Source organism: Rhodanobacter sp. G1 (genome assembly GCF_055397855.1).
Genome location: NZ_AP039674.1, coordinates 3,800,353 through 3,824,992, shown reverse-complemented (window position 1 = coordinate 3,824,992; position 24,640 = coordinate 3,800,353). Strand labels below are relative to the sequence as shown.

At 68.3% G+C, this 24,640-nt stretch carries 28 protein-coding genes and 1 tRNA gene; 18 read left to right on the top strand and 11 right to left on the bottom strand.

Annotated elements, in window-relative coordinates:
* Nucleotides 1-18 precede the first annotated feature (18 nt).
* Complete coding sequence (locus tag ACZ5Z2_RS17030) at nt 19-831, top strand: MerR family transcriptional regulator (protein WP_464759762.1); 813 nt, start codon at nt 19-21, stop codon at nt 829-831.
* A 51-nt stretch (nt 832-882) separates the two neighbouring features.
* On the opposite strand, the gene ACZ5Z2_RS17025 is transcribed toward ACZ5Z2_RS17030, so the two are convergent.
* Nucleotides 883-3,327 (bottom strand): S9 family peptidase, encoded by a 2,445-nt coding sequence (locus tag ACZ5Z2_RS17025; RefSeq protein WP_464759761.1) that lies wholly within the window; start codon nt 3,325-3,327, stop codon nt 883-885.
* Nucleotides 3,328-3,516: 189 nt separating this feature from the next.
* Between ACZ5Z2_RS17025 and ACZ5Z2_RS17020 the strand changes: the two genes are divergently transcribed.
* Genes ACZ5Z2_RS17020 through ACZ5Z2_RS17010 form a run of 3 tightly spaced genes read left to right on the top strand, consistent with a single transcriptional unit; the run spans nt 3,517 to nt 5,966 of the window.
* Complete coding sequence (locus ACZ5Z2_RS17020; protein WP_464759760.1) at nt 3,517-4,185, top strand: alpha/beta hydrolase; 669 nt, start codon at nt 3,517-3,519, stop codon at nt 4,183-4,185.
* A 37-nt stretch (nt 4,186-4,222) separates the two neighbouring features.
* On the top strand, nt 4,223-5,284 hold the full coding sequence (locus ACZ5Z2_RS17015) for a sensor histidine kinase (RefSeq protein WP_464759759.1): 1,062 nt from the start codon (nt 4,223-4,225) through the stop codon (nt 5,282-5,284).
* Nucleotides 5,262-5,966 carry a LytR/AlgR family response regulator transcription factor gene (locus ACZ5Z2_RS17010; protein WP_464759758.1) on the top strand — a complete coding sequence of 235 codons (705 nt, stop codon included), beginning with the start codon at nt 5,262-5,264 and terminating at the stop codon, nt 5,964-5,966. The genes ACZ5Z2_RS17015 and ACZ5Z2_RS17010 overlap by 23 nt, the downstream gene beginning before the upstream one ends.
* Before the next feature lie 15 nt (nt 5,967-5,981).
* Here the strand turns inward: ACZ5Z2_RS17010 and ACZ5Z2_RS17005 are convergent, their stop codons facing one another.
* The gene (locus ACZ5Z2_RS17005; protein ID WP_464759757.1) at nt 5,982-7,004 is read right to left on the bottom strand and encodes a hypothetical protein; all 1,023 of its coding nucleotides are present in this window, start codon (nt 7,002-7,004) and stop codon (nt 5,982-5,984) included.
* A 123-nt stretch (nt 7,005-7,127) separates the two neighbouring features.
* Here ACZ5Z2_RS17005 and hemC point away from each other — a divergent pair, with 123 nt between their 5' ends.
* Entirely contained in the window at nt 7,128-8,039 is a 912-nt protein-coding gene (gene hemC, locus ACZ5Z2_RS17000) for a hydroxymethylbilane synthase (RefSeq protein ID WP_464759756.1), read from the top strand.
* A gap of 215 nt (nt 8,040-8,254) precedes the next feature.
* On the opposite strand, the gene ACZ5Z2_RS16995 is transcribed toward hemC, so the two are convergent.
* Entirely contained in the window at nt 8,255-9,067 is an 813-nt protein-coding gene (locus ACZ5Z2_RS16995; protein ID WP_464759755.1) for a DUF481 domain-containing protein, read from the bottom strand.
* A gap of 247 nt (nt 9,068-9,314) precedes the next feature.
* Here ACZ5Z2_RS16995 and ACZ5Z2_RS16990 point away from each other — a divergent pair, with 247 nt between their 5' ends.
* Complete coding sequence (locus tag ACZ5Z2_RS16990; protein ID WP_464759754.1) at nt 9,315-10,301, top strand: helix-turn-helix transcriptional regulator; 987 nt, start codon at nt 9,315-9,317, stop codon at nt 10,299-10,301.
* On the opposite strand, the gene ACZ5Z2_RS16985 is transcribed toward ACZ5Z2_RS16990, so the two are convergent.
* Nucleotides 10,298-10,846: a DUF488 domain-containing protein gene (locus ACZ5Z2_RS16985; RefSeq protein ID WP_464759753.1), complete on the bottom strand. Its 549-nt coding sequence runs from the start codon at nt 10,844-10,846 to the stop codon at nt 10,298-10,300. The two genes, ACZ5Z2_RS16990 and ACZ5Z2_RS16985, sit on opposite strands and share 4 nt — an antisense overlap.
* Nucleotides 10,843-11,055, bottom strand: a complete 213-nt coding sequence (locus ACZ5Z2_RS16980; protein WP_464759752.1) for a hypervirulence associated TUDOR domain-containing protein — start codon at nt 11,053-11,055, stop codon at nt 10,843-10,845. Before ACZ5Z2_RS16980 ends, ACZ5Z2_RS16985 begins: the two co-directional genes overlap by 4 nt.
* 124 nt (nt 11,056-11,179) lie before the next feature.
* Between ACZ5Z2_RS16980 and ACZ5Z2_RS16975 the strand changes: the two genes are divergently transcribed.
* Entirely contained in the window at nt 11,180-11,935 is a 756-nt protein-coding gene (locus ACZ5Z2_RS16975) for a Bax inhibitor-1/YccA family protein (protein WP_464759751.1), read from the top strand.
* 103 nt (nt 11,936-12,038) lie between these two features.
* Nucleotides 12,039-13,913, top strand: a complete 1,875-nt coding sequence (locus ACZ5Z2_RS16970; protein ID WP_464759750.1) for an MFS transporter — start codon at nt 12,039-12,041, stop codon at nt 13,911-13,913.
* Between the two features lie 21 nt (nt 13,914-13,934).
* Here ACZ5Z2_RS16970 and ampE read toward each other — a convergent pair whose 3' ends face one another.
* The 6 genes from ampE to ACZ5Z2_RS16940 form a co-directional block, all read right to left on the bottom strand.
* Nucleotides 13,935-14,804, bottom strand: a complete 870-nt coding sequence (ampE, locus tag ACZ5Z2_RS16965) for a regulatory signaling modulator protein AmpE (protein ID WP_464759749.1) — start codon at nt 14,802-14,804, stop codon at nt 13,935-13,937.
* A gap of 51 nt (nt 14,805-14,855) precedes the next feature.
* The gene (gene nudC, locus ACZ5Z2_RS16960) at nt 14,856-15,821 is read right to left on the bottom strand and encodes an NAD(+) diphosphatase (protein WP_464759748.1); all 966 of its coding nucleotides are present in this window, start codon (nt 15,819-15,821) and stop codon (nt 14,856-14,858) included.
* Nucleotides 15,822-15,833: 12 nt separating this feature from the next.
* Nucleotides 15,834-16,211 carry an iron-sulfur cluster insertion protein ErpA gene (gene erpA / locus ACZ5Z2_RS16955; RefSeq protein WP_464759747.1) on the bottom strand — a complete coding sequence of 126 codons (378 nt, stop codon included), beginning with the start codon at nt 16,209-16,211 and terminating at the stop codon, nt 15,834-15,836.
* 76 nt (nt 16,212-16,287) lie between these two features.
* The gene (gene bfr, locus ACZ5Z2_RS16950; protein WP_464759746.1) at nt 16,288-16,758 is read right to left on the bottom strand and encodes a bacterioferritin; all 471 of its coding nucleotides are present in this window, start codon (nt 16,756-16,758) and stop codon (nt 16,288-16,290) included.
* Between the two features lie 98 nt (nt 16,759-16,856).
* On the bottom strand, nt 16,857-17,075 hold the full coding sequence (locus tag ACZ5Z2_RS16945; protein WP_464759744.1) for a (2Fe-2S)-binding protein: 219 nt from the start codon (nt 17,073-17,075) through the stop codon (nt 16,857-16,859).
* A 55-nt stretch (nt 17,076-17,130) separates the two neighbouring features.
* A complete protein-coding gene (locus tag ACZ5Z2_RS16940) occupies nt 17,131-17,691 on the bottom strand; it encodes an RNA pyrophosphohydrolase (protein WP_464759743.1) in 561 nt (186 codons plus the stop codon).
* A gap of 182 nt (nt 17,692-17,873) precedes the next feature.
* Between ACZ5Z2_RS16940 and ACZ5Z2_RS16935 the strand changes: the two genes are divergently transcribed.
* The 10 genes from ACZ5Z2_RS16935 to atpA all read left to right on the top strand — a co-directional run bounded on the left by ACZ5Z2_RS16935 (nt 17,874) and on the right by atpA (nt 24,580).
* Nucleotides 17,874-17,950: transfer RNA gene (locus ACZ5Z2_RS16935), tRNA-Met, on the top strand.
* 56 nt (nt 17,951-18,006) lie between these two features.
* Nucleotides 18,007-18,363, top strand: a complete 357-nt coding sequence (queD, locus tag ACZ5Z2_RS16930) for a 6-carboxytetrahydropterin synthase QueD (protein ID WP_464759742.1) — start codon at nt 18,007-18,009, stop codon at nt 18,361-18,363.
* Between the two features lie 69 nt (nt 18,364-18,432).
* Complete coding sequence (gene gnd, locus ACZ5Z2_RS16925) at nt 18,433-19,476, top strand: phosphogluconate dehydrogenase (NAD(+)-dependent, decarboxylating) (RefSeq protein WP_464759740.1); 1,044 nt, start codon at nt 18,433-18,435, stop codon at nt 19,474-19,476.
* Nucleotides 19,477-19,677: 201 nt separating this feature from the next.
* A complete protein-coding gene (locus ACZ5Z2_RS16920; protein ID WP_464759739.1) occupies nt 19,678-20,058 on the top strand; it encodes a phasin family protein in 381 nt (126 codons plus the stop codon).
* A gap of 245 nt (nt 20,059-20,303) precedes the next feature.
* Entirely contained in the window at nt 20,304-20,669 is a 366-nt protein-coding gene (locus ACZ5Z2_RS16915; protein ID WP_464759738.1) for a hypothetical protein, read from the top strand.
* A 3-nt stretch (nt 20,670-20,672) separates the two neighbouring features.
* Entirely contained in the window at nt 20,673-21,494 is an 822-nt protein-coding gene (gene atpB / locus ACZ5Z2_RS16910) for a F0F1 ATP synthase subunit A (protein ID WP_464759737.1), read from the top strand.
* A gap of 64 nt (nt 21,495-21,558) precedes the next feature.
* Nucleotides 21,559-21,843: a F0F1 ATP synthase subunit C gene (atpE, locus tag ACZ5Z2_RS16905; protein ID WP_449757836.1), complete on the top strand. Its 285-nt coding sequence runs from the start codon at nt 21,559-21,561 to the stop codon at nt 21,841-21,843.
* Between the two features lie 93 nt (nt 21,844-21,936).
* Nucleotides 21,937-22,407: a F0F1 ATP synthase subunit B gene (locus ACZ5Z2_RS16900; protein WP_464759736.1), complete on the top strand. Its 471-nt coding sequence runs from the start codon at nt 21,937-21,939 to the stop codon at nt 22,405-22,407.
* Between the two features lie 3 nt (nt 22,408-22,410).
* Complete coding sequence (locus ACZ5Z2_RS16895) at nt 22,411-22,941, top strand: F0F1 ATP synthase subunit delta (protein WP_464759735.1); 531 nt, start codon at nt 22,411-22,413, stop codon at nt 22,939-22,941.
* Between the two features lie 88 nt (nt 22,942-23,029).
* Nucleotides 23,030-24,580, top strand: coding sequence for a F0F1 ATP synthase subunit alpha (atpA, locus tag ACZ5Z2_RS16890; protein ID WP_464759734.1), 1,551 nt, complete (start codon nt 23,030-23,032; stop codon nt 24,578-24,580).
* Nucleotides 24,581-24,640 lie beyond the last annotated feature (60 nt).

Here is a 24,640-nt window from a genome sequence, read left to right as displayed (position 1 = left end):
CCGTAGTGTCCCGATCCGATGTCGAAATCCACCGCCACCACGAAGTACTTGCGCATCGGCCAGATCGCCGAGCGCACCGGCCTGTCGGCCAAGGCGCTGCGCCTGTACGAGGCGCGCGGCCTGCTGGTGCCCGATGCGCGATCCGCCTCGGGCTACCGGCTGTACGGCGCCAGGGCGCTGGCCCGGCTGGCCGAGATCGCCGTTCTGCGCCGCGCCGGCTTCACGCTGGCCGAGATCGGTGCGCTGTTGCTGCGCGAAGCGGCTGCGGCGGCGCTGATCGAGGCGCGCATCGTGGCGTTGCGCCGCGAGGTGCGCGGCAAATCGGCGGCGCTCGCCACCTTGGAGCAGGCGTGGCGGCGGCTGGATCCGGCATCGTCCACCGACGTCGACCAAGTATTGGAGAGTATCCAGATGAGCGAAGAACTCGATGTGCGCTTCACCGAAACGCAGCGGGCGGAATTCCGGCGCAGCGGAGACATCCTGGGCCAGCACTTCACCCCGGAGGAGCGCGAGCGCCTGCGCCGGCGCGCCGAGCAGTACGGCACCGAGAACATGCGGCGGTATGCGGAGCAGTGGCCGCCCCTGGTTGCGCAGGTGCGCGCAGCGATGGATGCCGGCACGCCGGCGGACGATCCCGCCGTGATCGAGCTGGGCCGGCGCTGGCACGCATTGCTCGATGCGTTCAGCGGCGGCGACACCGGCCTGGTGCGCAAGATGCGGGACGCCTACGACAAGGAGCCGCAGGTGATGGCGGCGCAGGGCATGGATCCGGCGATGTTTGCCTACATCGGCGAAGCCATGCGGGCCGCGGGACTGATGCCGAAGGAGTGAACCGCCTGCCTGGCGGCCCACTTGCGGGAGCCGCCAGGCAGTGCCGCTGCGTTACTGGCCGCGGCGCTTCACGTAGGTGTCGAACAGCTCGTCGATGCGCCGGTACTCGTCGTACCAGTCGTCGGCGTGCTTGAAGTCGTGGCGCTCCAGCGGGTACAGCGAGATCCAGAAGTTCTTCTTGTGCAGCTCCACGAAGCGCTGGTAGAGGCGGATCGAGTCGCTGGCCATCACGTTGTCGTCGATCAGGCCGTGTTCGATCAGCAGCGGGTCGCGCAGGTTCTGCGCGTAGTCGATCGGCGAGCTGGTCTTGTACGCCTCGGGGTCGAGCTGCGGGTCGTTGAGGATGTTCGAAGTGTACTCGTCGTTGTAGGTGGCCCAGTCCGCCGGCGGGCGCAGCGCGGCGCCCGCCGCGAACTGGCCCGGTGCGCGCAGCAGCGCCATCTCGGTCATGAAGCCGCCGTAGCTGCCGCCGTAGATGCCCACGCGCTTCGGATCGACGCCGTGCTGCTTGACCAGCCAGGCCTTGCCGTCGAGCAGGTCTTCCAGTTCCGGGTGGCCCATGTGGCGGTAGATCGCGTCACGCCAGTCGCGGCCGTAGCCGGCGGAGCCGCGGTAGTCCATGTCCAGCACCACGTAGCCCTGCTGCACCAGCAGGTTCTGGAACATCTGCTCGCGGATGTAATAGGTCTCCTGCTTCGACACGTCCTGCAGGTAGCCGGCGCCGTGCACGAAGATCACCGCGGGGCGCGAGGCGGGCGCGTCGGTTTCGTTGGCGGGGCCGTAGTACTTCGCGTGGATCATGCCGGCGCCGTGCGACGAAGGCACTTCGACGAACTGCGGCTGGATCCAGTGGCGCGCGGTGTAGGCCGGCTTCATCGTGTCGGTGAGTTCGCGCGGCGTGCCGCCGGCGGCGGGCTGCACGGCTAGCTGGTCGAGCAGGTAGGGCGCGGAGTGCAGCACGGCGAGCCGGCTGCCGTCGGGCGACAGCGTGAAGCCGTCCACGCCCTCGTACTGCGTCAGGCGCGTCAGTGCGCCGCCGCCCGAGGGCACGCGGTAGACGTCGTAGCTGTACGGCGCGACCTTGTTCGCCAGCAGGTAGAACCACTGGCCGTCGGGGCTGAGCACGGGCTGGCTCACCTCGAAGTGCGTGTTGTCGGTGAGCGCCTTCGCCTTGCCGTCCAGCGGCTTGGCGTAGAGGCGCGACCAGCCGCTGGCCTCGGAGAGGTACCACAGCGTGCGGCCGTCCTTCAGCCAGCCGAAATCGTTGAAGCTCCAGTTGATCCACGCGTCGTCGTGCAGGCGATCCTGCGGCACCAGCGCGTGCCTGGCGAAGTCGACGGTGGCGATCCAGCGATCCTTGTTGTCGATGGCGCGCAGCTGCACGGCGGCCTGGCTGCCGTCGGCGTTCCACGCGGCGCCGCCGCCGTTGCTGTCGCTGTCGGGAACGAGGGCGATGCTGACCGGGCGCAGCGCCGGCGCCTGCAGCGCCTTCGCCTCGTCGGCATGGCCGGCCTTTTCCAGCGCGGCGACGGTGCGCGCGCGGATCGCCTTCAGCGGGTCGTCCTTGATGCCGGGCAGGTTGTCGGTCGCGATCGGCCACGCCTTGTGCGCGGCGAGGTCGAGCAGCAGCAGCGACTGCGGCGCGGGATCGTTGCGGCCCACGTAGGTGCGCGCGGGCTGCGTCTCGGTGTAGCCGGAGTCGGTGACGTAGTGGATCACGTCGGGCGACTTGCCGTCGCCGGAATGCGCGGGCTCGGTGATCACCAGCATCCAGCGGCCGTCGGGCGACAGCTCGGTGTCCACCGCCTTGATCTTGTCGCCCAGCCAGAACGGCCGCGGCGCGCGGCCGGCGTCGGCGGCTTCCAGCGCCCGCTGCTGCGCGCGGTGCGCGTCGCGGTCGGCCTTGATCTCGCGCAGCGTGCTGAAGGTTTCGAGCTGCTGGCGCTCCAGCGCGTCGGGCTCGTCCGCCTGCGGGTCGTCGGCGAACTTCAGGATCGCGGCGGGCGCGGTGACGCCGCTGGCGAGGTCGTAGTCGTACCAGTCGTTGCCGTCGCGGAATTGCAGCGTGCGGCCGTCGGCGCTGAACTGCGGCGCGGATTCCGCCTGCGGCGAGCGCGTCACCTGCACGCGCCGGCCGCTGGCGAGGTCGACCAGGAACACGTCGCCGTGCAGGATGAAGGCCGCGTGCGTGCGGTTGCGGTCGTACACCGCGGGGCCGTCGGCCTGCGCCATCGCGGCGGGGTCGAGCTTGCCGCCGGCGCCGCCGTCCGCATCCACGCGATAGAGGTCGCGCACGCTGTCGCCGTCGCGCTTCAGCGCGTAGTACAGGCGGCGGCCGTCCACGCTCCAATACGGGCTCTCCACCGCGTGGCCGATCCAGTCGGGGCTGGCCATGATGGTTTCCAGGTCGAGCGGCGCGGAGGCGGGCGTTGCCGCCATCGCGGCGGCGGGCAGCACGGCGAGGGCGATCAGGCTGGCGAGCAACAGGCGGCGCATGGGTGTTCCCCGAGGCAAAAGACCAGCATAGCCGAGCGCTCCCGCCGTACGGTCGCGCCTGTGCCGAAAGTCAGGTGTGCGGACGAGGGGGCGATTGTCTTGCCGCATCCGCCAGGCGGCGCCGGATCGCCCATTGCAACCGCAGTCGTCCGCCGCCATCGTTGGCTCTCCCTACTCGTTGGCCTTGCCATGACCGCCCTGCTGCCCTGTGTCGAACACGAAACCGCCGCCGCACCGTGCTACAGCGTGATCTGGCTGCACGGCCTGGGCGCCGACGGCCACGACTTCGCGCCCGTCGTGCCGGAGCTGGCGGCGGCGGACTGGCCGGCCGTGCGCTTCGTGTTTCCGCATGCGCCGGTGCGGCCGGTGACGGTGAACGGCGGCATGCCGATGCGCGCGTGGTACGACATCATGGGCTTCGACCTGGTGAGCCGGCAGGACGAGGCGGGCATCCGCGCTTCCATCGCCGCGGTCGAGGCGCTGATCGCGCGCGAGAACGAGCGCGGCGTGCCGGACGAACGCATCGTGCTGGCCGGCTTCTCGCAGGGCGGCGCGATCGCGCTGGCTGCAGGCCTTCGCCATGCGCGGCGGCTGGCCGGCATCGTGGCGCTGTCCACCTACCTGCCGCTGGCCGACACGCTGGCCGCCGAACGCAGCGCGGCGAATGCGGACGTGCTGGTCTTCCAGGCACACGGCACGTTCGACCCGGTGGTGGTTCCGCCGCGCGGCAGCGACAGCCGCGACCTGCTGCAGCGCCTGGGCTATCGCGTGGACTGGCACGCCTATCCGATGGCGCACGCGGTCTGTGCCGAGGAGATCGCCGACCTGCGCGCCTGGCTGGGCCAGCGTTTCGCCTGACGCACGCGAGCGCGCACGACCACGGCATACTGCGCCCATGCGCCTGCCCGTCACCGACGAACCCAGCCCGCTGCCGGATTTCTGCAGCCTGCCGGTGCTGTTTACCCTGCTGGTGACCGGCGCGCTGGCGGCCACCGTGGTGTGGCTGGCCGCGGGCGACCACCGCGACGTTTCCGGCTACAGCGTGGGCATCCTGTTCGTGAGCTGGCTGGCGCTGGCCATCGTGGTGGTGCTGTGCCTGCTGCGCCCGTGGCTGCAGCGCCTGCCGGGGCACCTGCCCTATCTCGCCGCGTGGCTGCTGGTGATGCCCGTCGTGGGCGTGGCGAGCTGGGTGGCGCACGGGCTGGACAAGGCGCTGCACATGGGCCTGGTCGGCGCCGGCGCCGCGGCCTTCGTGCGCGACAACGTGCTCATCGCCGCCCTGCTCGGCGCGGCGATCCTGCGCTACTTCTACGTCGCCGCGCAGTGGCGGCTGCGCCTCGCCGCGGTGACGCGCGCGCAGGTGGAGGCGCTGCAGGCGCGCATCCGCCCGCACTTCCTGTTCAACAGCATGAACACCGTGGCGGCGCTGATCCCGCTCGACCCGGTGGCGGCGGAACGCACGGTGGAAGACCTTGCCGAACTGTTCCGCGCCGCGTTGGGCCAGCACGAGCAGGGCGACGGCACGCTGGGCGAGGAGCTGGCCCTGCTGGATCGCTACCTCGCCATCGAGCAACTGCGCCTCGGCGAGCGCCTGCGCGTGGAGCGCGAGCTGGACGCGTTGCCGCCGGACTTCCCGCTGCCGCGCCTGCTGCTGCAGCCGCTGGTGGAGAACGCCGTGCACCACGGCATCCAGCCGCTGCGCGAAGGCGGCGTGGTGAGCCTGCGCGGCACGCGCGAAGGCCATGCCATCGCCATCGAGATCGCCAACCCGCTGCCGCCCTCGCCGGCCCGCGGTGGCCACGGCCACGGCCTGGACAGCGTGCGCCGGCGCGTGGCCTTCCGCTACGGCCCGCGCGCCGTGGTGCGGGCCGGGCCGCAGGGCGGGCGCTACGTGGTGAGCCTGCGCTTGCCGTTGCCGGACAGGGAGGGCGGCGATGCGCGTGCTGATCGCCGATGACGAACCGCTGGCGCGCCTGCGCCTCGCCGCGTTGCTGGGCGAATGCGAAGGCGTGGAACTGGCCGGCAGCGTGGGCGACGGCGAGGCCGCGCTCTCCGCGCTCTCCGAACTGCAGCCCGACCTGCTGCTGCTCGACATCAACATGCCGGGCATCGACGGCCTGGCGCTGGCCGCGCGGCTGACGGGGCAGGCGCGGCCCAAGGTGGTGTTCTGCACCGCCTACGAGAACCACGCGCTGCACGCCTTCGAGCTGGATGCCGTGGACTACCTGCTGAAGCCGGTGCGGCTGGAGCGCCTGCGCGAGGCGCTGCAACGCGCGCGCAAGCGGCTGGCGGACGCGCCGCGCGCCGCCACCGCGTGGCTGCATGCGCGCGTGCGCGACGAGCAGGTGCGCGTGGCGCTGGACGAAGTGGTCTGCCTGCTCGCCGAGGAAAAATACGTGCGCGTGCGCCACGCCGGCGGCGAGCTGCTGATCGACGAATCGCTGCGCCAGCTGGAGGAAGCCTACCCGGAGCAGTTGATCCGCCTGCACCGCAACTGCCTGGTGCCGCCCGCGCGCCTGCTGGGCCTGAAACCCCTCGCCGACGGCCGCGTGCTGGCCCGCCTCGCCGGCACCGACTTCAGCCCCGAGGTGAGCCGGCGCAACCTGCCCGCGCTGCGCAAGCTGCTCAGGATGGGGTGAGATGGCATCCTCCCCTCATGGAGGACAGTGCGTGGATCCGATGAGCGCTTTCCGGAACTTCTGCTTCCAGCGATCACGGTTTGCGCGAGGGGCGGTTTCCCCCAGGAAATAGAGCGGCCCACCGTCGCCAAAGAACAGCAGCTTGTCCAGTGCCCGTGGCGTGATGCGTGGATCAGTTGCCTCGACCGCGTTCAATAGAATTTGCACGATCTGCCGCTTAGGCACGTCTCGCCCCGAATACGCCTTCATGGCTTGCTGGATGTGCGTGTCGGGCTTGATGAAGCATGTCGCGCCCAAGTCGGCAAAAAAGCTTGGCGCCAGCGCTTCGCCGAAACCGGTTATGTCCTTTCGGGCCTGTTCGACCAGGGCAGACGCCCTGTCACGATCCGATTCGCACGATTCGATGATCGCCCACAGCTTGCCGGCATCCATGTCGAAGCGTTTCTGCAGGTAGACGAGGCCCGTGTGGATGCCGAGTACCACCTTGGCCCAGTTGTCGTGCACCTTGCCGGCATACTGCTTTTTTGCCGCGCCGGGCTGTGGGCCAAGGCGCGCCATCGCTTCGAGCGAATCCGTATCCTTCGCGTCGAACAGTTCAGGGTGCTTTTCGGCAAAGGCCAGCCAGTGCTTCAGCAGGTTCGCCCAATCGGCGAGCGCCAGAGGGTCGAAATCGCCATCGAAGGGGCCGAGCACGCGGCGCGCCAGCGTACGTTCATGCTTCGACTCGCCCCGGGTGACATGGCCGATGCCCTGCCGGTTGAGGTGTGTCCGCACCATCACGCGGCAGATGCCGTGTATCGAGCGCGTGTCCTCGAACTCGATGGCGTGGCGCAGTTCGTCGCTGGACAGGCCTTTGGCAAGGCCGTCTTTCAGGCGCGCCACATCACAGTGGCGGTGCATCGGGAAGTTCCTCGGGTCGAGATGGAGTTCGACCAACTGCTCGGCTGAATTTTCTGGCCAGTCCTTCCCGCAGATGTGCTTGCGTACGAGTTCGACCAATTTCCCGCGAGCGGCTTCGACGGGGAGCGGCTTGTCCATCCGCATTTTCTCCTGATGATCCAGACACGTGCTCCTTATGATCCAGGACACGTGGCCGCATGATCCGCAACGTGTCGATGAGTGACAATAGGCGCCTTGATGAAAGTCCTGCCTGGAGCATCTATGCGGCCCGACACCCTGCGCATCGCCACCCGCCAGAGCCCGCTCGCGCTGTGGCAGGCCGAGCACGTGGCGGCCTTGCTGCTCGCGGCGCATCCGGGTCTGGCGGTGGAGCTGGTGCCGATGACCACGCGCGGCGACGAGATCATCGACCGCCCGCTGGCGACGATAGGCGGCAAGGGCCTGTTCCTGAAGGAGCTGGAAGTGGCGATGCTGGAAGGCCGCGCCGACCTCGCCGTGCATTCGCTGAAGGACGTGCCGGCGGAATTGGAGCCGGGTTTCGCGTTGCCGGCGATCCTGCCGCGCGCGGATGCGGCGGACGCCTTCGTCAGCAACCGCTACGCCGGGCTCGCCGACCTGCCGCAGGGCGCGAAGGTGGGCACGTCCTCGCTGCGCCGGCAGGCGCAGTTGCGCGCGTTGCGGCCGGATCTGGAACTGCTCGACCTGCGCGGCAACGTGGGCACGCGGCTGGCCAAGCTGGACGCGGGCCACTACGACGCCATCGTGCTGGCTTGCGCCGGGCTGGAGCGGCTGGATCTCGCCGCGCGCATCCGCAGCCGGCTCGCCGCGCCGGACTGGCTGCCGGCGCCGGGCCAGGCGGCCATCGCCATCGAGGCGCGCGCCGACCAGCCGCGCACGCTGGCCCTGCTCGCCGCGCTGGACGATGCCGGTACGCGGCAGGAAACCGGCGCCGAGCGCACGATGAACCAGGCGCTGGGCGGCAGTTGCACGGTGCCGGTGGGTGCGTGGTGCACGCTCACCGAGCGCGGCTTGCATCTGCGCGGGCTGGTGGGCGACGCGGCCAGCGGCCGGCTGCTGCAGGCGCAGGCGGATGGCGAGGATGCCGTGGCGCTGGGCCGTGCGGTGGCGCAGGCGCTGTTTGCGCAGGGCGCGGCGGAGTTCCTGGGAGCCTGATTCCGGAACGAAAACGGCCCTGCAGGAGGCTGGGGCCGCTTTGTGTTTCGTGTCCCTTGTTCAATGTCAGGAAAGTGCTTTCCTGCACTTTCCTGACTCGCCAAGCCCAACCTGCGGCCGGCCTTGGCTCCGCTGATCAAGCCTGGGGCTTGATTGGCATGCGACCCATTCGTGGGTCGCGCAGCCCAGCGATCGGTTGATCGCTGGGCTGCGGGTCAGAAGTTGTAGACCAGGTTGGTGGTGGTCAGCGTGTCGGTTCGCTTGATGCCCGGCAGCACGGTGCTGTTGTGGCGTACCTGGAAACCCACCTTCAACGCCAGCTTCTTGGTCATGCTCACGGCCAGGCCGGCGTCGTTCTGCACGTAGGTGTTCTTGGAGCCGGCTTCGGTGAGGAACGTGTCCTCGAACGAGGTGTTGTCGGTGAGGCGGAACTTGTAGTTGACCAGGCCGCGGGCCACCGCCTCGTGTTCCACCGGCTGAACCTGCTTGACGGTGGTACCGTCGATCTCCACCGCCAATGCCGCCGGGCGGTATTCCTTGTAACCGGGGCCGATTTCGAACGACAGCTCGTTGCGCGCGTCCTTCAGCGCGATGTAGCCGTAGCCCAGCGACACCACGCCCTGCCACAGGTTGGCGCCGAACTCGTCGTGGTCGTAGCGCGCCGCGCCCACGATGTAGCTGCGCGGGTCGAGCTTGTAGCCCACCGAGGCGCCGCCGTCGTAGCGGTTGGCGGTGGTGTTGAACTGCTCGACGGTGTTGCCGGCCTGGTCGACCACCTTCTGCTGCACCTTGGTGCGCAGCACGTCGAGGAAGAAGCTGTTCTTCCACTGCTCGTTTTCCTGGCTCAGGCCGAGCTTGGCGTTGACGTTCTGCGAGCGCGTGTTGCCGGTGGCGGAGGCGTAGCCGAACTCGCCCGAGCCAGTCCAGCCGCCGTTGTTGGCGGCATTGCCGGCACCGGCGTCCTGGGCCTGCGCGGCAAGGCTGGTGCATGCCGCCAGCAGCAGGGCGGCCATCAGGGTCTTCTTCATGGGTGGGGATCCCGTTTGTTAAACAAATGTAAGTGGCACACCTTAACGGAAGCGCTTGAATTTGCAATGAACATGGAAGCTCGGGTCGCTGTCGTTGCCCGTGCCCTGGACTGCGCAGCGGTTGCCGCCACCGATCCGCTGGCGGCGGGCTTCGGCTGCGAAGTGCGGGCCGGCGCCCGGCAGGCTTGCGGGTGCCGGCGCGCGTACCCATAGTTCCGGCTTGCCCGCCGCGACTGCCGAGCCTGCCATGGATCGCTACGAACGCACCCTCACACTGCACCGCCTGCTGAAATCGGCGCACTATCCGGTGCCGCTGGCCAAGCTGATGGAAGAACTGGAATGCTCGCGGGCCACGGTGTACCGCGACATCGATTTCCTGCGCGACGCGCTGGGCGCGCCCATCGAGAGCATGGGCGGCAAGCAGAACGCCGCCTGGCGCTACGAGCAGGGCGAAGGCGAGCGCTTCGAGCTGCCCGGCCTGTGGCTCACCTCCGACGAGCTGGCCGCGCTGCTCGCGCTCAACGAGCTGATCGGCCGCAGCGGCCCCGGCGTGCTGGCCGGCTCGCTGGCGCCGTTCAAGTCGCGCATAGAGCAGCTGCTGTCCGGCCACGGCAGTGGCAAGCCGTTGCCGATCGAGCGCATCCGGGTGATCCCGTGGGGCGCGCGCAAGCTCGACCAGCAGGCGTTCCGCGTCGTGGCCGGCGCGGTGCTGGAGCGCAAGCAGCTGCGCTTCCGCTACCGCGCGCGCACCACCGGCTCGGACAGCCGCCGCACCGTGTCGCCGCAGCGGCTCACGCATTACCGCGACAACTGGTACCTCGACGCGTGGGATCACGACCGCGAGGCGCTGCGCAGCTTCGCGGTGGATCGCATCGCCGAGGCGCAGGCGCTGGACGCGCCCGCGCGCGACGTGGCCAAGGAGGAACTCGACCAGGCGCTGGCCTCCAGCTACGGCATCTTCGCCGGCCAGCCCAAGGCCAGGGCCACCATCCGCTTCTCCGCGCACGCCGCGCGCTGGGTGGCCGACGAGCACTGGCACTCGCAGCAGGTCGGCACGTGGCTGCCCGACGGCCGCTACGAGCTGCAATTGCCGTATTCCAACTCGAAGGAGCTGCTGATGGACGTGCTCAAGTACGGCCCGGACGCCGAGGTGGTGGCGCCGCTGCCATTGCGCGAGGAGATGAAGATCCTGCTGCAGCTGGCGCAGGGCGCGTACCAGGGGCCGCCGCGCTAGAGCAGCGGGGGTTGCGGCGCCGCGTAGCGCAGTTCGCCGTGTTCGACATGCGCGGCCGAAGTCCACGGATGCGCCACGCCGTGGTGCAGGTCGAGGATGTGGATCACCTCGATGCCGCGCAGCTTCAGCACGTCGGCGATGATCGAGCGGTGGCAGCGCCACCACAGCGATTCGGCGCACATCAGCGCGGTGCGCTGGCGCGCCGCGAACGCCAGCAGTCCGGCCGGCCCTTCGGCGAATTCCGCGCTGGCGAGGTGGTCGGCGTAACCGCGGAATGCGGCGTTGCGCCAGGCGGTGTTGGGCGAGTCCGGGCGCGTGCGTCGCCGGCCGCCCAACTGGGGAAACCACTGGTAGCCGATGCCGTGCGCGGGCAGGCTGGCGGCCAGCGCGTCGCGCGCGAACTGCGGCTGGCGCCGCGAGCCGGGGAAGCGGCGCACGTCGGCGACCGCCTCGATGGAATACGCCGCGAGCAGGGCGAGGAACTCTTCCAGCGTGCGGGTGGAGTGGCCTATCGTCCAGATCGTGGCGGGGCCGGCGGCGTTCACGCGATCTTCTGCAGCGCCGTGTCCTTGTGCATGGCGACGTGGTCGGTCTTGTCGCTCCTGATCTCGTACTGCGGATCGTCAGGGCTGCAGTGGCGCGGATAACCCTTGTACAGCGTGTCGGCCGTGTGCACCTTCACGATGTGGCCGGTGACGTAGCCGGCCTCGGAGTTCCAGCGTACATGGTCGCCGACGTGGAACTGCTGGCTCATGGTGGCGGTCTCTGTCTGTTGGCGATGCTCGCCATCTTCGCACCATCGGCGTGCAGGCGAGGTTGCTGCCGGCAAACCGTATGGCGACCGGCTAGGATGGGCAGGCACTGATCTGGAGTACGACATGCAAAGTGGCAATCCCGCACTCAACAAGAACACCTTTCTGGACGCAGCCAGCGGCGCGGTGTTCAGCCGCGACGGCAGTGCGATGAGCTTGAACGGCACGGTCAACAAGACCGGCCTGCTGCTGGTGCTGGTGGTGGTCGGCGCGATGTTCAGCTGGAGCCGTTTCGCCGGCCCGGCCAGCCTGCCTGCGATGGCGCCGCTGGCGCTCGTCGGCGCGCTGGCAGGCTTCGTGCTGGCCATGGTCACCGTTTTCAAGAAGACCTGGGCGCCGGTCACGGCGCCGCTCTATGCGCTCGCCGAGGGCGTGTTCGTGGGCGCGCTGTCGGCGATCTTCGAGATGCGCTATCCCGGCATCGTGATGCAGGCGGTAGCGCTCACCTTCGGCACCATGGCGGTGCTGCTGATGGGCTATCGCAGCGGGCTGATCCGTGTCACCGACAAGTTCCGCGCGGGCGTGGTCGCCGCCACCGGCGGCATCCTGCTGGTGTACCTGGCCAGCTTCGTGATGGGCTTCTTCGGCCATTCCTTCGGCTTCATCACCGCCAGCAGCGGCATCGGCATCCTGTTCAGCCTCGTCGTGGTGGTGATCGCGGCGCTGAACCTGGTGCTGGATTTCGACATGATCGAGCAGGGCGTCAATGCCGGTGCGCCGAAGTACATGGAGTGGTACGGCGCCTTCGCGCTGGTGGTCACCCTGGTGTGGCTGTACCTGGAGATGCTGCGCCTGCTGTCGAAGCTGCAGTCGCGCAACTGACGAAGCGTGATCCTGCGCCCTTCCCCAGGGTGCAGCGGGGGGCTTGGATAGGCGAAACGCGCATCGGCTAAGCTGGCCACCGACTCCGCTGCCATGGATCTGCATGAGCCAGTTCGCCCTGCTCGGCCAGCGCCGCTTCGCGCCCTTCTTCTGGACGCAGGCGCTGGCGGCGTTCAACGACAACGCGTTCCGCAACGCATTGCTGGTGCTGGTGGCGTTCCAGCTGGGGCTGGACGACCACGCGGCGGCGATCTACACCAACCTCGCGCCGGCGCTGTTCATCCTGCCGTTCTTCCTGTTCTCGGCCAGCGCGGGGCAGCTCGCCGAGAAGATCGAGAAGACGCGCATCATCCGCTGGGTGAAGCTGTTCGAGATCGCGGCGATGGCGATCGCGGCGGCGGGATTCATCACCCATCACGTGAGTCTGCTGCTGGTGGTGCTGTTCATGATGGGGCTGCACTCCACCGTGTTCGGCCCGATCAAGTACGCGATCCTGCCGCAGGCGCTGAAGCCCGCGGAACTGGTCGGCGGCAACGGGCTGGTGGAAATGGGCACGCAGCTGGCGATCCTGCTCGGCATGATCGCGGGCACCACCGCGATGGGCGTGGCGGGGATCGGGCCGTGGCTCGCCGCCGGCATCACGATAGGCGTGGCGGTGGTGGGCTGGTTCGCCTGCCGCGCGATTCCGCCGGCGCCGGCCACCGCGCCGGAACTGAAGTTCAACCCGAACACGTTCGGCGAGACCGCGCGCGTCATCCGCATCACTCACGCGGATCGCGCGGTGTGGAACGCGGTGCTGGGCATCTCCTGGTTCTGGTTCTTCGGCACCGTGCTGGTCGCACAGTTGCCGATCTACACGCGCGAGACGCTGGGCGGCGACAACACGGTGTACACGCTGGTGCTCACCCTGTTCACCATCGGCAGCGGCACCGGCGCGCTGGCGTGCGAGAAGCTGTCCGGCAAGCGCGTGGAAATCGGCCTGGTGCCGCTGGGTGCGTTCGGGCTCACCGCGTTCGGCGTGGATCTCTACTTCGCGCGCCACGGCGTGGCGCCGGCGCGCGGGCTGGACTGGCTGGCTTTCCTGCGCAGCGCGGGCAGCTGGCGCATCGCGCTCGACCTCGCCCTGATCGGCGCCTTCGCCGGCCTGTACGTGGTGCCGCTGTTCGCCTTCGTGCAGGCGCGCGCGCCGCGCGAGAAGCTCTCGCGCATCATCGCCGGCAACAACATCATGAACGCCGTGCTGATCGTGGCGGCGGCCGGCTTCGGGCTGGGCATGGGTGCGCTGGGTTTCGACGCGGCGCAGGTCTTCCTCGCCGCGGCGCTGCTCAACGTGCTGGTGGCGGCCTATATCTTCACCCTGGTGCCCGAGTTCATCCTGCGCTTCGTCACCTGGCTGCTGACCAGCACGCTGTACCGCGTGCGCGCGGACGGCCTGCGCAACATCCCCGAGGAAGGGCCGGCGCTCTTGGTGTGCAACCACGTGAGCTTCGTCGATCCGCTGCTGCTGATGGCGAACCTGCGCCGGCCCGCGCGCTTCGTGATGTATTACCGGATCTTCAACGTTCCGCTGCTGAAGTTCCTGTTCAAGACCGCCAGGGCCATCCCCATCGCGGGGCAGAAGGAAGACCCGGCCGTGCTGCAGCAGGCATACGACGCCATCGACGCGGCGTTGGCCGACGGCGAACTGGTGTGCATCTTCCCCGAGGGCGCGCTCACCCGCGACGGTGCGATCGCGCCGTTCCGTCCCGGTGTGGAGAAGATCCTGGCGCGCCGCCCGGTGCCGGTGGTGCCGATGGCGCTGCGCGGGCTGTGGGGCAGCATGTGGAGCCGGCGCGATTCCGCGCTGGGCCGCGCGCGCCTGCCGCGGCGCTTCCGCGCGCGGGTGGAGCTGGTGGTGGATGCGCCGGTGTCGCCGGAGCACGCCAACGCAGCGGCGCTGGAAGCGCGCGTGCGCGTGCTGCGCGGCGAGATGGCCTGACGGATGCCCGAGCGGCGAGGCTCAGCGCAGCCAGCCGCCGATCACGATCAAGGCCACCACGCTGAGCCAGGCCAGCAGGGCGCGCAGCAATGCGCCGCGCAGGCGGCCCAGTTCCAGCAGCGGGTCGCTGCGTTCCTCGGCGTAGCTTTCGCCGCCTTCGATGTCGACCTGGATGTCCGCGCGCGCGGCGGCGCCGAGGAAGCCCGGGCCTTCGTTGAGCCAGCTGTTCGGGAGGGCCTGCTGGTGCCAGCGGTTCCATGCGCCGATCACCGCATCCCAGTGGCCCACCAGGGCCAGCGTGAACACCATCAATTGCGCGGGAACCCAGTCCAGCCCGTTGGCCAGCTGGCGGGCGGTGCCGCGCGCTTCCGCATCCAGGCGCAGCGTATCGTCGCGGCCCAGCGCGCGCGCCAGCCGGTACAGCAGCGCGCCCAGCGGGCCCAGCAGGAAGAACCAGAACAGCACGCCGAAGCGCCGGCGCAGCGCGGCATAGACGGTGGCCTCGCCCACCTCGATCGTGCGCCACGGCACATGCTCGCCGTCTTCGCCCAAGGCCTGCGCGGCCGCTTCGCGGCTGGCGTCGTCCTTCGCGGCGAGGATCGCTTCGAGGTCGGCTTCGAACGCGTGCGGGCCGAAGCAGAACAGCAGCACCGCCAGCGCGAACAGCAATTGCAGCAGGTCGGCCAGCGGCATGTGGCGCAGCAGCCAGGTCGCCAGCGCGCACAGCAGCAGCGGAAGCAATAGCGCGAGCACCACGCGGCCGGCGCCGGCGGTGTCGTTCAACTGCGCCACCCAGCGGCGGAAGCCACCATCGTTGCGCCAGTGCGCGAGTCGCGGCTGCCAGTGCAGCAGGCCGAGGGCGATCAGGGCGGCGAGCAGACGTAGGGCCATGCGCGGTGGACTCCGTGGGATGCCCCGCATTGTATGCGAGGCATCCTGCCGTCACATGCCGCCGCGCGCGGCCACCAGCGCATCCAGCTCCATGCCGGCCCGCTCGCGCAGCCAGCCGGCCAGCAGGCGGTACGACACCGACAGCGGCGTGGAGGGAAGGAAACTGCCATCGGCGATGCCGTCGGCGATCTGCCCTGGTGTGAACCAGCGCGCGTCTTCCAGTTCGCCGTCGCGCAGGCGGATCGCGGGGTCGAGCGCCACCGCAGTGAAGCCCACCATCAGCGAGGCCGGCATTGGCCACGGTTGCGAGGAATGGTAGTGCACCTCGCCCACGCGCACGCCGGACTCTTCCATCACCTCGCGGCGCACCGCGTCCTCCAGCGCTTCGCCCGGCTCGATGAAACCGGCCAGCGTGGAGTAGCGCCCCGGTGGCCAGCCGGCCTGGCGGCCGAGCAGGCAGGCGCCGTCGTGTTCCACGATCACGATGATCGCGGCGTCGGTGCGCGGGAAATGCAGGCGACCGCAGGCGGCGTTCGTGCAGTGCAGGCGATGGCCGGCGGAAACGGCGGCGAGCGGTGCGCCGCAGCGCGCGCAATGCCGCGTTTCGCGGTGCCAGTGGGTCAGGCCCTTGGCGTAGGCGAACAGGCCGGCTTCGTCGGCGGGCAGCAGCAGGCCGGCTTCACGCAGGCCCGCGCGGCGGGCCTGCAGGCTGGATTCCAGCGCGGCGGCGTGCGCGCCGTCTTCCAGCGCCAGCAGGAAGTGCGGGCAGCCGCCGGCGATGCCAAGCAGCGACATCGGGGCATCGATGCCCAAACGATGGTGTTCGTCCGCGTCCAGCCAGCGCAGCGCGTCGCGGCCGGCGTGCAGGAAAGCATGGCCTTCGGCATCGAGCAGCAGATAACGCGCCGTCGGCGCTGCGGCCTGCGCGGCCACCCATGCCTCGTCGTCGCGGCGTTCCGCCATGCGGTCGAGGATCAGGCTGAGTCCGGCGAAGGTGTTGGGCGGCGTCGCGGACATGGGCAGCGGCACTCAGGTGGAGAACGAGGAGCCGCAGCCGCAGGTGGTCTTCGCGTTCGGGTTGCGTATCACGAACTGCGAGCCGTTGAGGCTCTCGCTGTAGTCGATCTCGGCGCCGGTGAGGTATTGCAGCGACAGCGGATCGCACAGCAGGGTCACGCCCTCGCGCTCCAGCGCGAAATCGTCCTCGGCCTGGGCCTCGTCGAAGGTGAAGCCGTACTGGAAGCCGGAGCAGCCGCCGCCTGAGATGTACACGCGCAGCTTCAGTTCCGGGTTGCCTTCCTCCGCGATCAGCTCGTGCACCTTGCGCGCGGCAGCCTCGGTGAACAGCAGCGGCGCGCCGCTGCTGCGGTAATCGGGAACGGCGGGAAGCGGGACGACGGTATCCATGGCACTCACGTGGGGACTCTGGCGGGCGATGCAAGCATACTTCGCCCGCCTTGCCGTGGCATGACCGCCGGCGCGGTCAGCCCTGCATCTTGCTTTGCAGGTAGCGCTCCACGCCGATGTCGCGGATCAGGCTCTGCTGGGTTTCCAGCCAGTCGATGTGCTCTTCCTCGTCGTGCAGGATGCCCTTGAACAGGTCGCGGCTGATGTAGTCGGCGATGCCTTCGCTGTAGGCGATCGCTTCGCGCAGATCCTTGGACGCCACCAGCTCCAGGTCGAGGTCGCCCTGGATGCATTCCGGCACGTTTTCGCCGATGCGCAGCTTGCCGAGGTGCTGCAGGTTGGGCAGGCCGTCGAGGAACAGGATGCGCTCGATCAGGCGGTCGGCGTGCCGCATCTCCTCGATGGATTCCTTGTACTCGTGCTCGGCCAGTTCGCCGTAGCCCCAGTTCTTGAACATGCGGGCATGCAGGAAGTACTGGTTGATCGCGGTCAGCTCGTTGTAGAGCACCTTGTTGAGGAATTCGATGACCTTGGCGTCGCCCTTCATGGCCGTCTCCGCTGGTTGGGGATGCGGCGACTATACGAAGTTCGCCGCCCGATGGGCGGAACGCGAATGGCAATGGTTTGCGCGCGGGAGCGCGGGGCTCAGGCGACCGCGACGAAGGCGGGCAGCGCGGCCGTGGCTGCGTGCTGTTCGATGGCCTGCGCGAGGCAGGCGCGGGCTTCGGGTTCGCAGCAGCCGCAGCAGTCCGAGCAGCCGGTGCGCGCCTGCAGTTCGGCGAACGTGCGCACGCCGCCGGCGACTTCGCGGCGGATGTCGTGATCGGTGACGGCATTGCACAGGCAGATGTACATGCCGCGCATCTGAACGCAAATGCGAATGATTGTCAACTATCTGGATTGCGCTGCTGCCGTGCGTTCAGGCGGCGCGCCAGCCGTGCGGCGATTCGCCCGGCGGGGCGCTGTCGTCCGCGCGCGGCGGGGCGTTGCCCAGTTCGACCTGGCACAAGCCTTCCACCAGCGGCGCGAAATGGCGCAGCGCGCGCTCGTACACCTGCCGCTTGAAGTTCACCACGTGGGCGGCCGGGTACCAGAAATCCACCCAGCGCCAGATGTCGAACTCGGGCTTTTCGCACGCGTCCAGCCGCAGCGAGGCCTCGTCGCTGACCAGCTTGAGCAGGAACCACACCTGCTTCTGGCCGATGCAGGTGGGATGCTGGTGGTGGCGCACGTAGCGCTGCGGCAGCTTGTAGCGCAGCCAGCCACGGGTGGACGCCATCACCTCGACATGCTCGGGCGCCAGCCCGGTTTCCTCTTCCAGCTCGCGGTACATCGCCTCCAGCGGCGTCTCGTCGCTGCGCATGCCGCCCTGCGGGAACTGCCAGCCGTCGCGGTTGATGCGGCGCGCCCAGAACAGGCGCCCGTCTGCATTCAGCAGCACGATGCCCACATTCGGACGGTAGCCATCGACGTCGATCATCTCGTCATCCTCGGGCCAAGCCGCGCCGCGGCAGCAGCCGGTGCGCGCAAGGCGATGGCCCGATTCAACCATGCAGCCCGAACCGCGGCAAGCCGGATGGCTTGAACCCGGACGTGCGCGCCATTAAACTGCCGCGCCCCGCCTCCGGCATCGTTGCGATCCGGTGCGGCGGCCCACCCCATGGCTATGTAGCTCAGCCGGTTAGAGCACAGCACTCATAATGCTGGGGTCGGTGGTTCGAGTCCACCCATAGCCACCATGCGCTCCATCCCGCGCCCGTGCGATCCGCGGTCGACGGATCGCCGGAGCAACGGCATGCGTATCTTCAAGGTTTTCCAGATCGAGGCGGCGCACCGGCTGCCCAACGTGCCCGCGGGACACAAGTGCGCGCGCCTGCACGGGCATTCCTTCCGCGTGGAAATCCATCTCAGCGGCGGGATCGGCGACGACAGCGGCTGGGTGATGGACTTCGCCGACGTCAAGGCGGCGTTCCAGCCGCTCTACGACCAGCTCGACCACCACTATCTCAACGACATCGCCGGCCTGGAGAATCCGACCAGCGAGCGTCTTGCCGTGTGGATCTGGGAACATCTCAAGCCCGCGCTGCCGCTGCTCTCCGAAGTCGTCGTGCACGAGACGTGCACCTCGGGTTGCGGTTACCGTGGCGAGTGATGACGCGATGCCCGGCACGGCCGGCGCGTCGATGGGCGAATTCCAACTTGGCGACAACGAGGCGCAAGCATGACAACGGACGCAAAGAGCAGGCTGCAGTTGGGATTCGTCGGCCTGGGCCGCATGGGCCTGAACATGGTGGGCCGCATGCAGGTGGCCGGCATCGACTGCGTGGTTTTCGACACCAACGCCGGCGCGCGTGAGGCCGCCGTCGCGGCGGGCGCGCAGGCGGCCGATTCGCTGGCGGCGATGGTGGGCAAGCTGTCCGGCCCGCGTGCGGTGTGGCTGATGCTGCCTACCGCCGTGGTGGACAAGGTGCTCGACGCCCTGGTGCCGCTGCTCGGCCCTGGCGACATGGTGATCGACGGCGGCAACTCGCACTACGTTGAGGATCTGCGCCGCGCCAAGGCGCTGGGCGAGAAGGGCATCCAGTACGTGGACGTGGGTGTCAGCGGCGGCGTGTGGGGCCGCGAGCGCGGCTACTGCCAGATGATTGGCGGCCCCGAAGCGGCCTACAGGCATCTCGAACCCGCCTTTGCCGCGCTGGCGCCGGGCGTGGCCACCGCGCCGCGCTCGCCTGGCCGCGAGGGCGATCCCACGCCGGCCGAGCAGGGCTACCTCTACTGCGGCCCTAACGGCGCCGGCCACTTCGTGAAGATGGTGCACAACGGCATCGAATACGGCCTGATGGCGGCCTACGCCGAGGGCCTCAACATCCTGCACGGCGCGAACGTGGGCAAGCAGGCGCAGGTGATCGATGCCGAGACCACGCCGCTGGAACACCCCGAGCGCTACCAGTACGACTTCCCGCTGGGCGAGGTGGTGGAGCTGTGGCGCCGCGGCAGCGTGGTGGGTTCCTGGCTGCTCGACCTCACCGCGATCGAGATGGGCAGGGATCCCAGTCTTGCGCACTATGCCGGCCGTGTGTCCGATTCCGGCGAAGGCCGCTGGACGGCGCTCGCCGCCATCGAGGAGGGCGTGCCCGCGCCGGTGCTCACGGCGGCGCTGTTCGGCCGCTTCAGTTCGCGCGGCAACGACGGGTTTGCCAATCAGGTGATGTCGGCGATGCGCCATGCGTTCGGCGGCCACGACGAGAAGCCTGCGCAGGGCTGAGGGCTGCTCCCCATGTCATGCGCCGGCGCGGTGATCGGCGCTGGTTGACGCGTTGCGACGAAGAGATGGTTCTTGCAAACGACCGTGTTTCCTGAACATTTCTGGAGTGGTCTGGTCGCTCCGCGAAAAATATATTGCATTGCACAAAAAAGCTTGCTAGAGTGCTTCCCACTACCCGCACACCCCAGCGAGGGCAAGCACATGACGCAGCAGTTCAACAACCAGTTTTTCGCTTACACCAAGCATGCCACCGAGAGCGCGTTCAAGGCGCAGTCGCTGGCGCTGAAGGGCCTGGAAACGGTCGCCGCGCTGCAGCTCAAGGCATTCGAGCAGCAGACCCGCGATTCCGCCGCGTTCGTGGCCGAGGCGCTGGAAACCCGCGATGCCGACGCCTTGCGTGGCCTGTGGGAAAAGGGCGCCAACCTGAGTCGCGAGCAGGCCGAGCGTGCCGTGGCGGTTTCGCAGGAAATCATCGCTGTGACGCAAAAGACTGCGGAGTCGCTGCAGGCGCTCGCGCAGGAGCAGCGCCAGGCCGCCAACGACGCGGTGGCCGCGCCGGTGGCCAAGAAGGCCGCCAAGTAAGCAACAGCTTCACCCCAAGCAGCATCTGCCGGCGCCTCCCCTCCGCACGGCAGCCTGGGCCGGACTCTCCCCAAGTCCGGCCCTTTTCTTTAAGCGGATCAAGCGACAACCGTAGGCCGCCCGCCCGCGGGGCAAGTTGCCGCGGCGTGCGCGGCTTGTCGCTGCAAGCGCGGGACTGATATACTTTTGCGGATTGAATCGCGGTTCGTGGCTGGTATCGGTGGGAACCGGTGCGGAGAGGGTACGTGCTCAACAGTCTCGATGCCGGTCGGCGACTCGCACTGCGAGCCGTGCTGCTGCAGCTTGCAGCGGCGGTGGCGGTTGGCGCGATGTTTCTGCCGGAAGGTCGTAGGGAGGCGGTTTCGGCCGCGGCCGGAGGTTTCACGGTGGCGCTGGGTACCGCGCTGATGTCCGTGCAGGCCTTGGGCCGGCTGGTTGGGGGCGCGGCGGCTTTTGCCCGCTTGCTGATCGGCCTGCTGCTGAAATGGGCAGTGGTGATCGGCGGGCTGGGGTTGATCCTGTTCAAATACAAGTTGCCGCCGCTGGCCGCCGTGACGGGGCTGGTGGCTGCTTACGCGGTTTATCTGATGGCGTTCAGATCCAAGGGTTGAGGCATGGCAAGCGAGCCGGGCGGTCTTACCGAATACATCCAGCACCACCTCACTCATCTTGTTCCACAGGTGGGCAAGGGTGGGTTCTGGGTGATGCACCTTAACCTTGACTCGATCACGGTGTCGCTGGCGTTGGGCGTGCTGTTTTGCGTGTGGTTCTGGTCGCAGGCGCGCAAGGCCACGTCGGGTGTGCCGAGCAAGGGTCAGGCCTTCGTCGAGATCATCCTCGAGTTCGTCGATGGCCAGGTCAAGGACGTGTTCCATGGTGATCGCAGTTTCCTCGGGCCGCTCGCGCTGACCGTTTTCGTCTGGGTGTTCCTGATGAACGCGATGGATCTGCTGCCGGTCGATCTGCTGCCGTGGATCACCGAGAAGTTCGGCATCGGCCATTTCCGCGCCGTGCCTACCGCCGACGTCAACATGACCTTCGCCATGTCGATCACGGTGTTCCTGCTGATCATCGTCTACAGCTTCAAGGCCAAGGGCTTCGGCGGCTACATGCACGAGCTGTTCACTGCGCCGTTCGGCAAGCACCCGCTGCTGTGGATTCCCAATTTTGCGTTGAACTTGGTCGAGCTGGTGTCCAAGCCGGTGAGCCTGGCGATGCGACTGTTCGGCAACATGTACGCAGGCGAGCTGGTGTTCATGCTGATCGCCGGCCTGTTCAGCGCAGGCGCGGGCGTGGCCGGCTGGGCGCTGTATGGCATGGGCATCATCGGCTACACGGTGTGGGGCATCTTCCACATCCTGATCATCTCGATCCAGGCCTTCATCTTCATGGTGCTGACCATCGTGTACATCTCGATGGCGCACGACCACCACTGATTCCGGTTTCTGTTCCAGTTTTTCAACCCTTCAACGCAACAACTGTTTTTTCGAGGAGATCACCGTGGACCAAGTCGCCGCTCACATCGTTCAAATCGCCCAGGTGCAGGGTTTCACCGCCATCGCGCTCGGCCTCATCATCGGCCTCGGCGCCCTGGGTGCCTGTATCGGCATCGGCGTGATGGGCTCGAAGTTCCTGGAAGCCGCCGCCCGCCAGCCGGAGCTGGTGCCGCTGCTGCAGGGCCGCATGTTCCTGCTGGCCGGCCTGATCGACGCTGCGTTCCTGATCGGCGTGGCTCTGGCCATGTACTTCGCCGTGGCGAACCCGCTGCTGTCGAAGCTGGGCTGATGCCGCTGGCGGCGCTGGGCGCCGCCATCCTTTCGGTGCGGGCCACTCAAGGGCCCGCACCGGTTCCATTCCGTATTTGCAGGTAAGGCAGCGATGGATTTCAACGCGACCCTGATCGGCGAAATGATTGCTTTCGCCATCCTCATCTGGTTCTGCGTCCAGTTCATCTGGCCGCACATCAACAAGGCCATCGAGGAGCGGCAGGTCAAGATCGCCGAGGGCCTCAGCGCCGCCGAGCGCGCGCACGCCGAGCTGAAGGACGCCGACACCAAGGTGGCGGACGAGATCCGCAAGGCGCGCCAGCAGGCGTCGGAGATCATCGACAAGGCGCAGCAGCAGGCCAACGGCATCCTCGACAAGGCCCGTGCCGACGCCATCGTCGAGATCAACCGGCTGAAGGCCGTGGCGCAGGACGACATCGCCGCGATGGCGCAGCAGGCGCGCGAGCAGCTGCGCGAGCGCGTGGGTGCGCTGGCCGTGCAGGGTGCCTCGAAGATCGTGCAGCGCGAGGTGGACGCCTCCACGCACAAGGCGTTGCTCGACCAGCTCGCCGCCGAGGTCTGATCCATGGCGCAATCGATCACCCTCGCCCGTCCCTACGCCCGCGCCGCGTTCGAGCTGGCGCATGCCGGCGGCACGCTGCCCGCGTGGTCGCAGGCGCTGGCGTTCGCCGCCGCGGTGGCGCAGGACGCGCGCGTGGCCGCGCTCGGCACCGACCCGCGCGTGCAGCCGGCGCAATTGGTGGCATTGCACCTGCCCGCCGGCATGCCGGTTGACGCGCCGTTCGCGCATTTCCTGGGCGAACTGGCCGAAAACCGCCGCATGGCGTTGCTGCCGGAAGTGGCGGCGCTGTACGAGCAGTATCGCCGCGAGTCCGAGTCGCAGTTGCTGGTCAAGGTGACCAGCGCGATGGCGCTGGACGCGACGCAGGCCGAGCAGCTCAAGGCATCGCTGAAGCGCCGCTTCAAGCGCGAGATCGAACTGGAAACCTCGGTCGATGCCTCGCTGCTGGCCGGCGTAGTGGTCGACACCGGCAGCGAAGTGATCGACGGCTCCGCACGCGGGCGTCTGGAGCGCCTCGCCGGTGCATTGAATTGATTCCACGCGGCATCCGTGCCGCGAAGAGCAGACCCGGCCATGGCGCCGGACTCTTGAAAAAGCATTCTCAAATTCAGGAAAGCGTCCTATGTCCAGCACCACCCTGAACCCGTCCGAGATCAGCGAACTGATCAAGAACCGCATCGAGCAGTTCAAGCTCGGTGCGGAGGCCCGCAACGAAGGCACGATCATCAGCGTGTCCGACGGCATCGTGCGCATCCACGGCCTGGCCGACGTGATGCAGGGCGAAATGATCGAGCTGCCGGGCAACGCGTTTGCGCTGGCGCTGAACCTCGAGCGCGACTCGGTCGGCGCCGTGGTGCTGGGCGAATACCAGCACCTGCGCGAAGGCGACGTGGCCAAGACCACCGGCCGCATCCTCGAAGTGCCAGTCGGTCCGGAGCTGCTCGGCCGCGTGGTGGATGCGCTGGGCAATCCGATCGACGGCAAGGGCCCGATCAACGCCAAGCTCAGCTCGCCGATCGAGAAAGTCGCGCCTGGCGTGATCTGGCGCAAGTCGGTCGACCAGCCGGTGCAGACTGGCTACAAGTCGGTCGACTCGATGATCCCGATCGGCCGCGGCCAGCGCGAGCTGATCATCGGCGACCGCCAGACCGGCAAGACCGCGCTGGCGATCGACGCGATCATCAACCAGAAGGACTCGGGCATCTTCTCGATCTACGTGGCGATCGGCCAGAAGCGCTCGTCCATCGCCAACGTGGTGCGCAAGCTCGAAGAGAACGGCGCGCTGGCCAACACCATCGTGGTGGTCGCCTCCGCCTCCGAGTCGGCCGCGCTGCAGTACATCGCGCCGTACTCCGGCTGCGCCATGGGCGAATACTTCCGCGACCGCGGCCAGGACGCGCTGATCATCTATGACGATCTGTCCAAGCAGGCCGTGGCCTACCGCCAGATCTCGCTGCTGCTGAAGCGCCCGCCGGGCCGCGAAGCCTACCCGGGCGACGTGTTCTATCTCCACTCGCGCCTGCTCGAGCGCGCCTCGCGCGTCAGCGAAGAGTACGTCGAGAAGTTCACCCACGGCGAGGTGAAGGGCAAGACCGGTTCGCTCACCGCGCTGCCCATCATCGAGACCCAGGCCGGCGACGTGTCCGCCTTCGTGCCGACCAACGTGATCTCGATCACCGACGGCCAGATCTTCCTCGAGACCGACCTGTTCAACGCCGGCATCCGTCCGGCCGTGAACGCCGGTATCTCGGTGTCGCGCGTGGGCGGTTCGGCGCAGACCAAGATCGTGAAGAAGCTGTCCGGCGGCGTGAAGCTGGCGCTGGCGCAGTATCGCGAGCTGGCCGCGTTCGCGCAGTTCGCCTCCGACCTCGACCCGGCCACCCGCGCCCAGCTGGATCGCGGCCAGCGCGTCACCGAGCTGATGAAGCAGTCGCAGTACGCGCCGCTGTCGATCGCTGAGCTGGCGCTGTCGGTGTACGCCGCCGAAAAGGGCTACCTGGACGACCTGCCGGTGAACAAGGTGCTGGCGTTCGAGAAGGGCATGCACGCCTTCTTCCACCAGAACCACGCCGAGCTGATGAAGAAGATCGTGGCCACCGGCGACTGGAACAACGACATCGAGGCCAGCTTCAAGGCGGGCCTGGACGAGTACAAGAAGACCGGCAGCTGGTAATCCCCGGAACGGCGCGCCGGTAGTGAACCGGCATTGCACAGACCCGACAGGTTGAGGCAC

What these genes read in the sequence shown, in the direction of transcription:
- ACZ5Z2_RS17030 (WP_464759762.1), top strand. Translation starts at nt 19, where the DNA reads ATGTCGAAATCCACCGCCACCACGAAGTACTTGCGCATCGGCCAGATC.
- ACZ5Z2_RS17025 (WP_464759761.1), bottom strand. Translation starts at nt 3,327, where the DNA reads ATGCGCCGCCTGTTGCTCGCCAGCCTGATCGCCCTCGCCGTGCTGCCC.
- ACZ5Z2_RS17020 (WP_464759760.1), top strand. Translation starts at nt 3,517, where the DNA reads ATGACCGCCCTGCTGCCCTGTGTCGAACACGAAACCGCCGCCGCACCG.
- ACZ5Z2_RS17015 (WP_464759759.1), top strand. Translation starts at nt 4,223, where the DNA reads ATGCGCCTGCCCGTCACCGACGAACCCAGCCCGCTGCCGGATTTCTGC.
- ACZ5Z2_RS17010 (WP_464759758.1), top strand. Translation starts at nt 5,262, where the DNA reads ATGCGCGTGCTGATCGCCGATGACGAACCGCTGGCGCGCCTGCGCCTC.
- ACZ5Z2_RS17005 (WP_464759757.1), bottom strand. Translation starts at nt 7,004, where the DNA reads ATGGACAAGCCGCTCCCCGTCGAAGCCGCTCGCGGGAAATTGGTCGAA.
- hemC (WP_464759756.1), top strand. Translation starts at nt 7,128, where the DNA reads ATGCGGCCCGACACCCTGCGCATCGCCACCCGCCAGAGCCCGCTCGCG.
- ACZ5Z2_RS16995 (WP_464759755.1), bottom strand. Translation starts at nt 9,067, where the DNA reads ATGAAGAAGACCCTGATGGCCGCCCTGCTGCTGGCGGCATGCACCAGC.
- ACZ5Z2_RS16990 (WP_464759754.1), top strand. Translation starts at nt 9,315, where the DNA reads ATGGATCGCTACGAACGCACCCTCACACTGCACCGCCTGCTGAAATCG.
- ACZ5Z2_RS16980 (WP_464759752.1), bottom strand. Translation starts at nt 11,055, where the DNA reads ATGAGCCAGCAGTTCCACGTCGGCGACCATGTACGCTGGAACTCCGAG.
- ACZ5Z2_RS16975 (WP_464759751.1), top strand. Translation starts at nt 11,180, where the DNA reads ATGCAAAGTGGCAATCCCGCACTCAACAAGAACACCTTTCTGGACGCA.
- ACZ5Z2_RS16970 (WP_464759750.1), top strand. Translation starts at nt 12,039, where the DNA reads ATGAGCCAGTTCGCCCTGCTCGGCCAGCGCCGCTTCGCGCCCTTCTTC.
- ampE (WP_464759749.1), bottom strand. Translation starts at nt 14,804, where the DNA reads ATGGCCCTACGTCTGCTCGCCGCCCTGATCGCCCTCGGCCTGCTGCAC.
- nudC (WP_464759748.1), bottom strand. Translation starts at nt 15,821, where the DNA reads ATGTCCGCGACGCCGCCCAACACCTTCGCCGGACTCAGCCTGATCCTC.
- erpA (WP_464759747.1), bottom strand. Translation starts at nt 16,211, where the DNA reads ATGGATACCGTCGTCCCGCTTCCCGCCGTTCCCGATTACCGCAGCAGC.
- bfr (WP_464759746.1), bottom strand. Translation starts at nt 16,758, where the DNA reads ATGAAGGGCGACGCCAAGGTCATCGAATTCCTCAACAAGGTGCTCTAC.
- ACZ5Z2_RS16945 (WP_464759744.1), bottom strand. Translation starts at nt 17,075, where the DNA reads ATGCGCGGCATGTACATCTGCCTGTGCAATGCCGTCACCGATCACGAC.
- ACZ5Z2_RS16940 (WP_464759743.1), bottom strand. Translation starts at nt 17,691, where the DNA reads ATGATCGACGTCGATGGCTACCGTCCGAATGTGGGCATCGTGCTGCTG.
- queD (WP_464759742.1), top strand. Translation starts at nt 18,007, where the DNA reads ATGCGTATCTTCAAGGTTTTCCAGATCGAGGCGGCGCACCGGCTGCCC.
- gnd (WP_464759740.1), top strand. Translation starts at nt 18,433, where the DNA reads ATGACAACGGACGCAAAGAGCAGGCTGCAGTTGGGATTCGTCGGCCTG.
- ACZ5Z2_RS16920 (WP_464759739.1), top strand. Translation starts at nt 19,678, where the DNA reads ATGACGCAGCAGTTCAACAACCAGTTTTTCGCTTACACCAAGCATGCC.
- atpB (WP_464759737.1), top strand. Translation starts at nt 20,673, where the DNA reads ATGGCAAGCGAGCCGGGCGGTCTTACCGAATACATCCAGCACCACCTC.
- ACZ5Z2_RS16900 (WP_464759736.1), top strand. Translation starts at nt 21,937, where the DNA reads ATGGATTTCAACGCGACCCTGATCGGCGAAATGATTGCTTTCGCCATC.
- ACZ5Z2_RS16895 (WP_464759735.1), top strand. Translation starts at nt 22,411, where the DNA reads ATGGCGCAATCGATCACCCTCGCCCGTCCCTACGCCCGCGCCGCGTTC.
- atpA (WP_464759734.1), top strand. Translation starts at nt 23,030, where the DNA reads ATGTCCAGCACCACCCTGAACCCGTCCGAGATCAGCGAACTGATCAAG.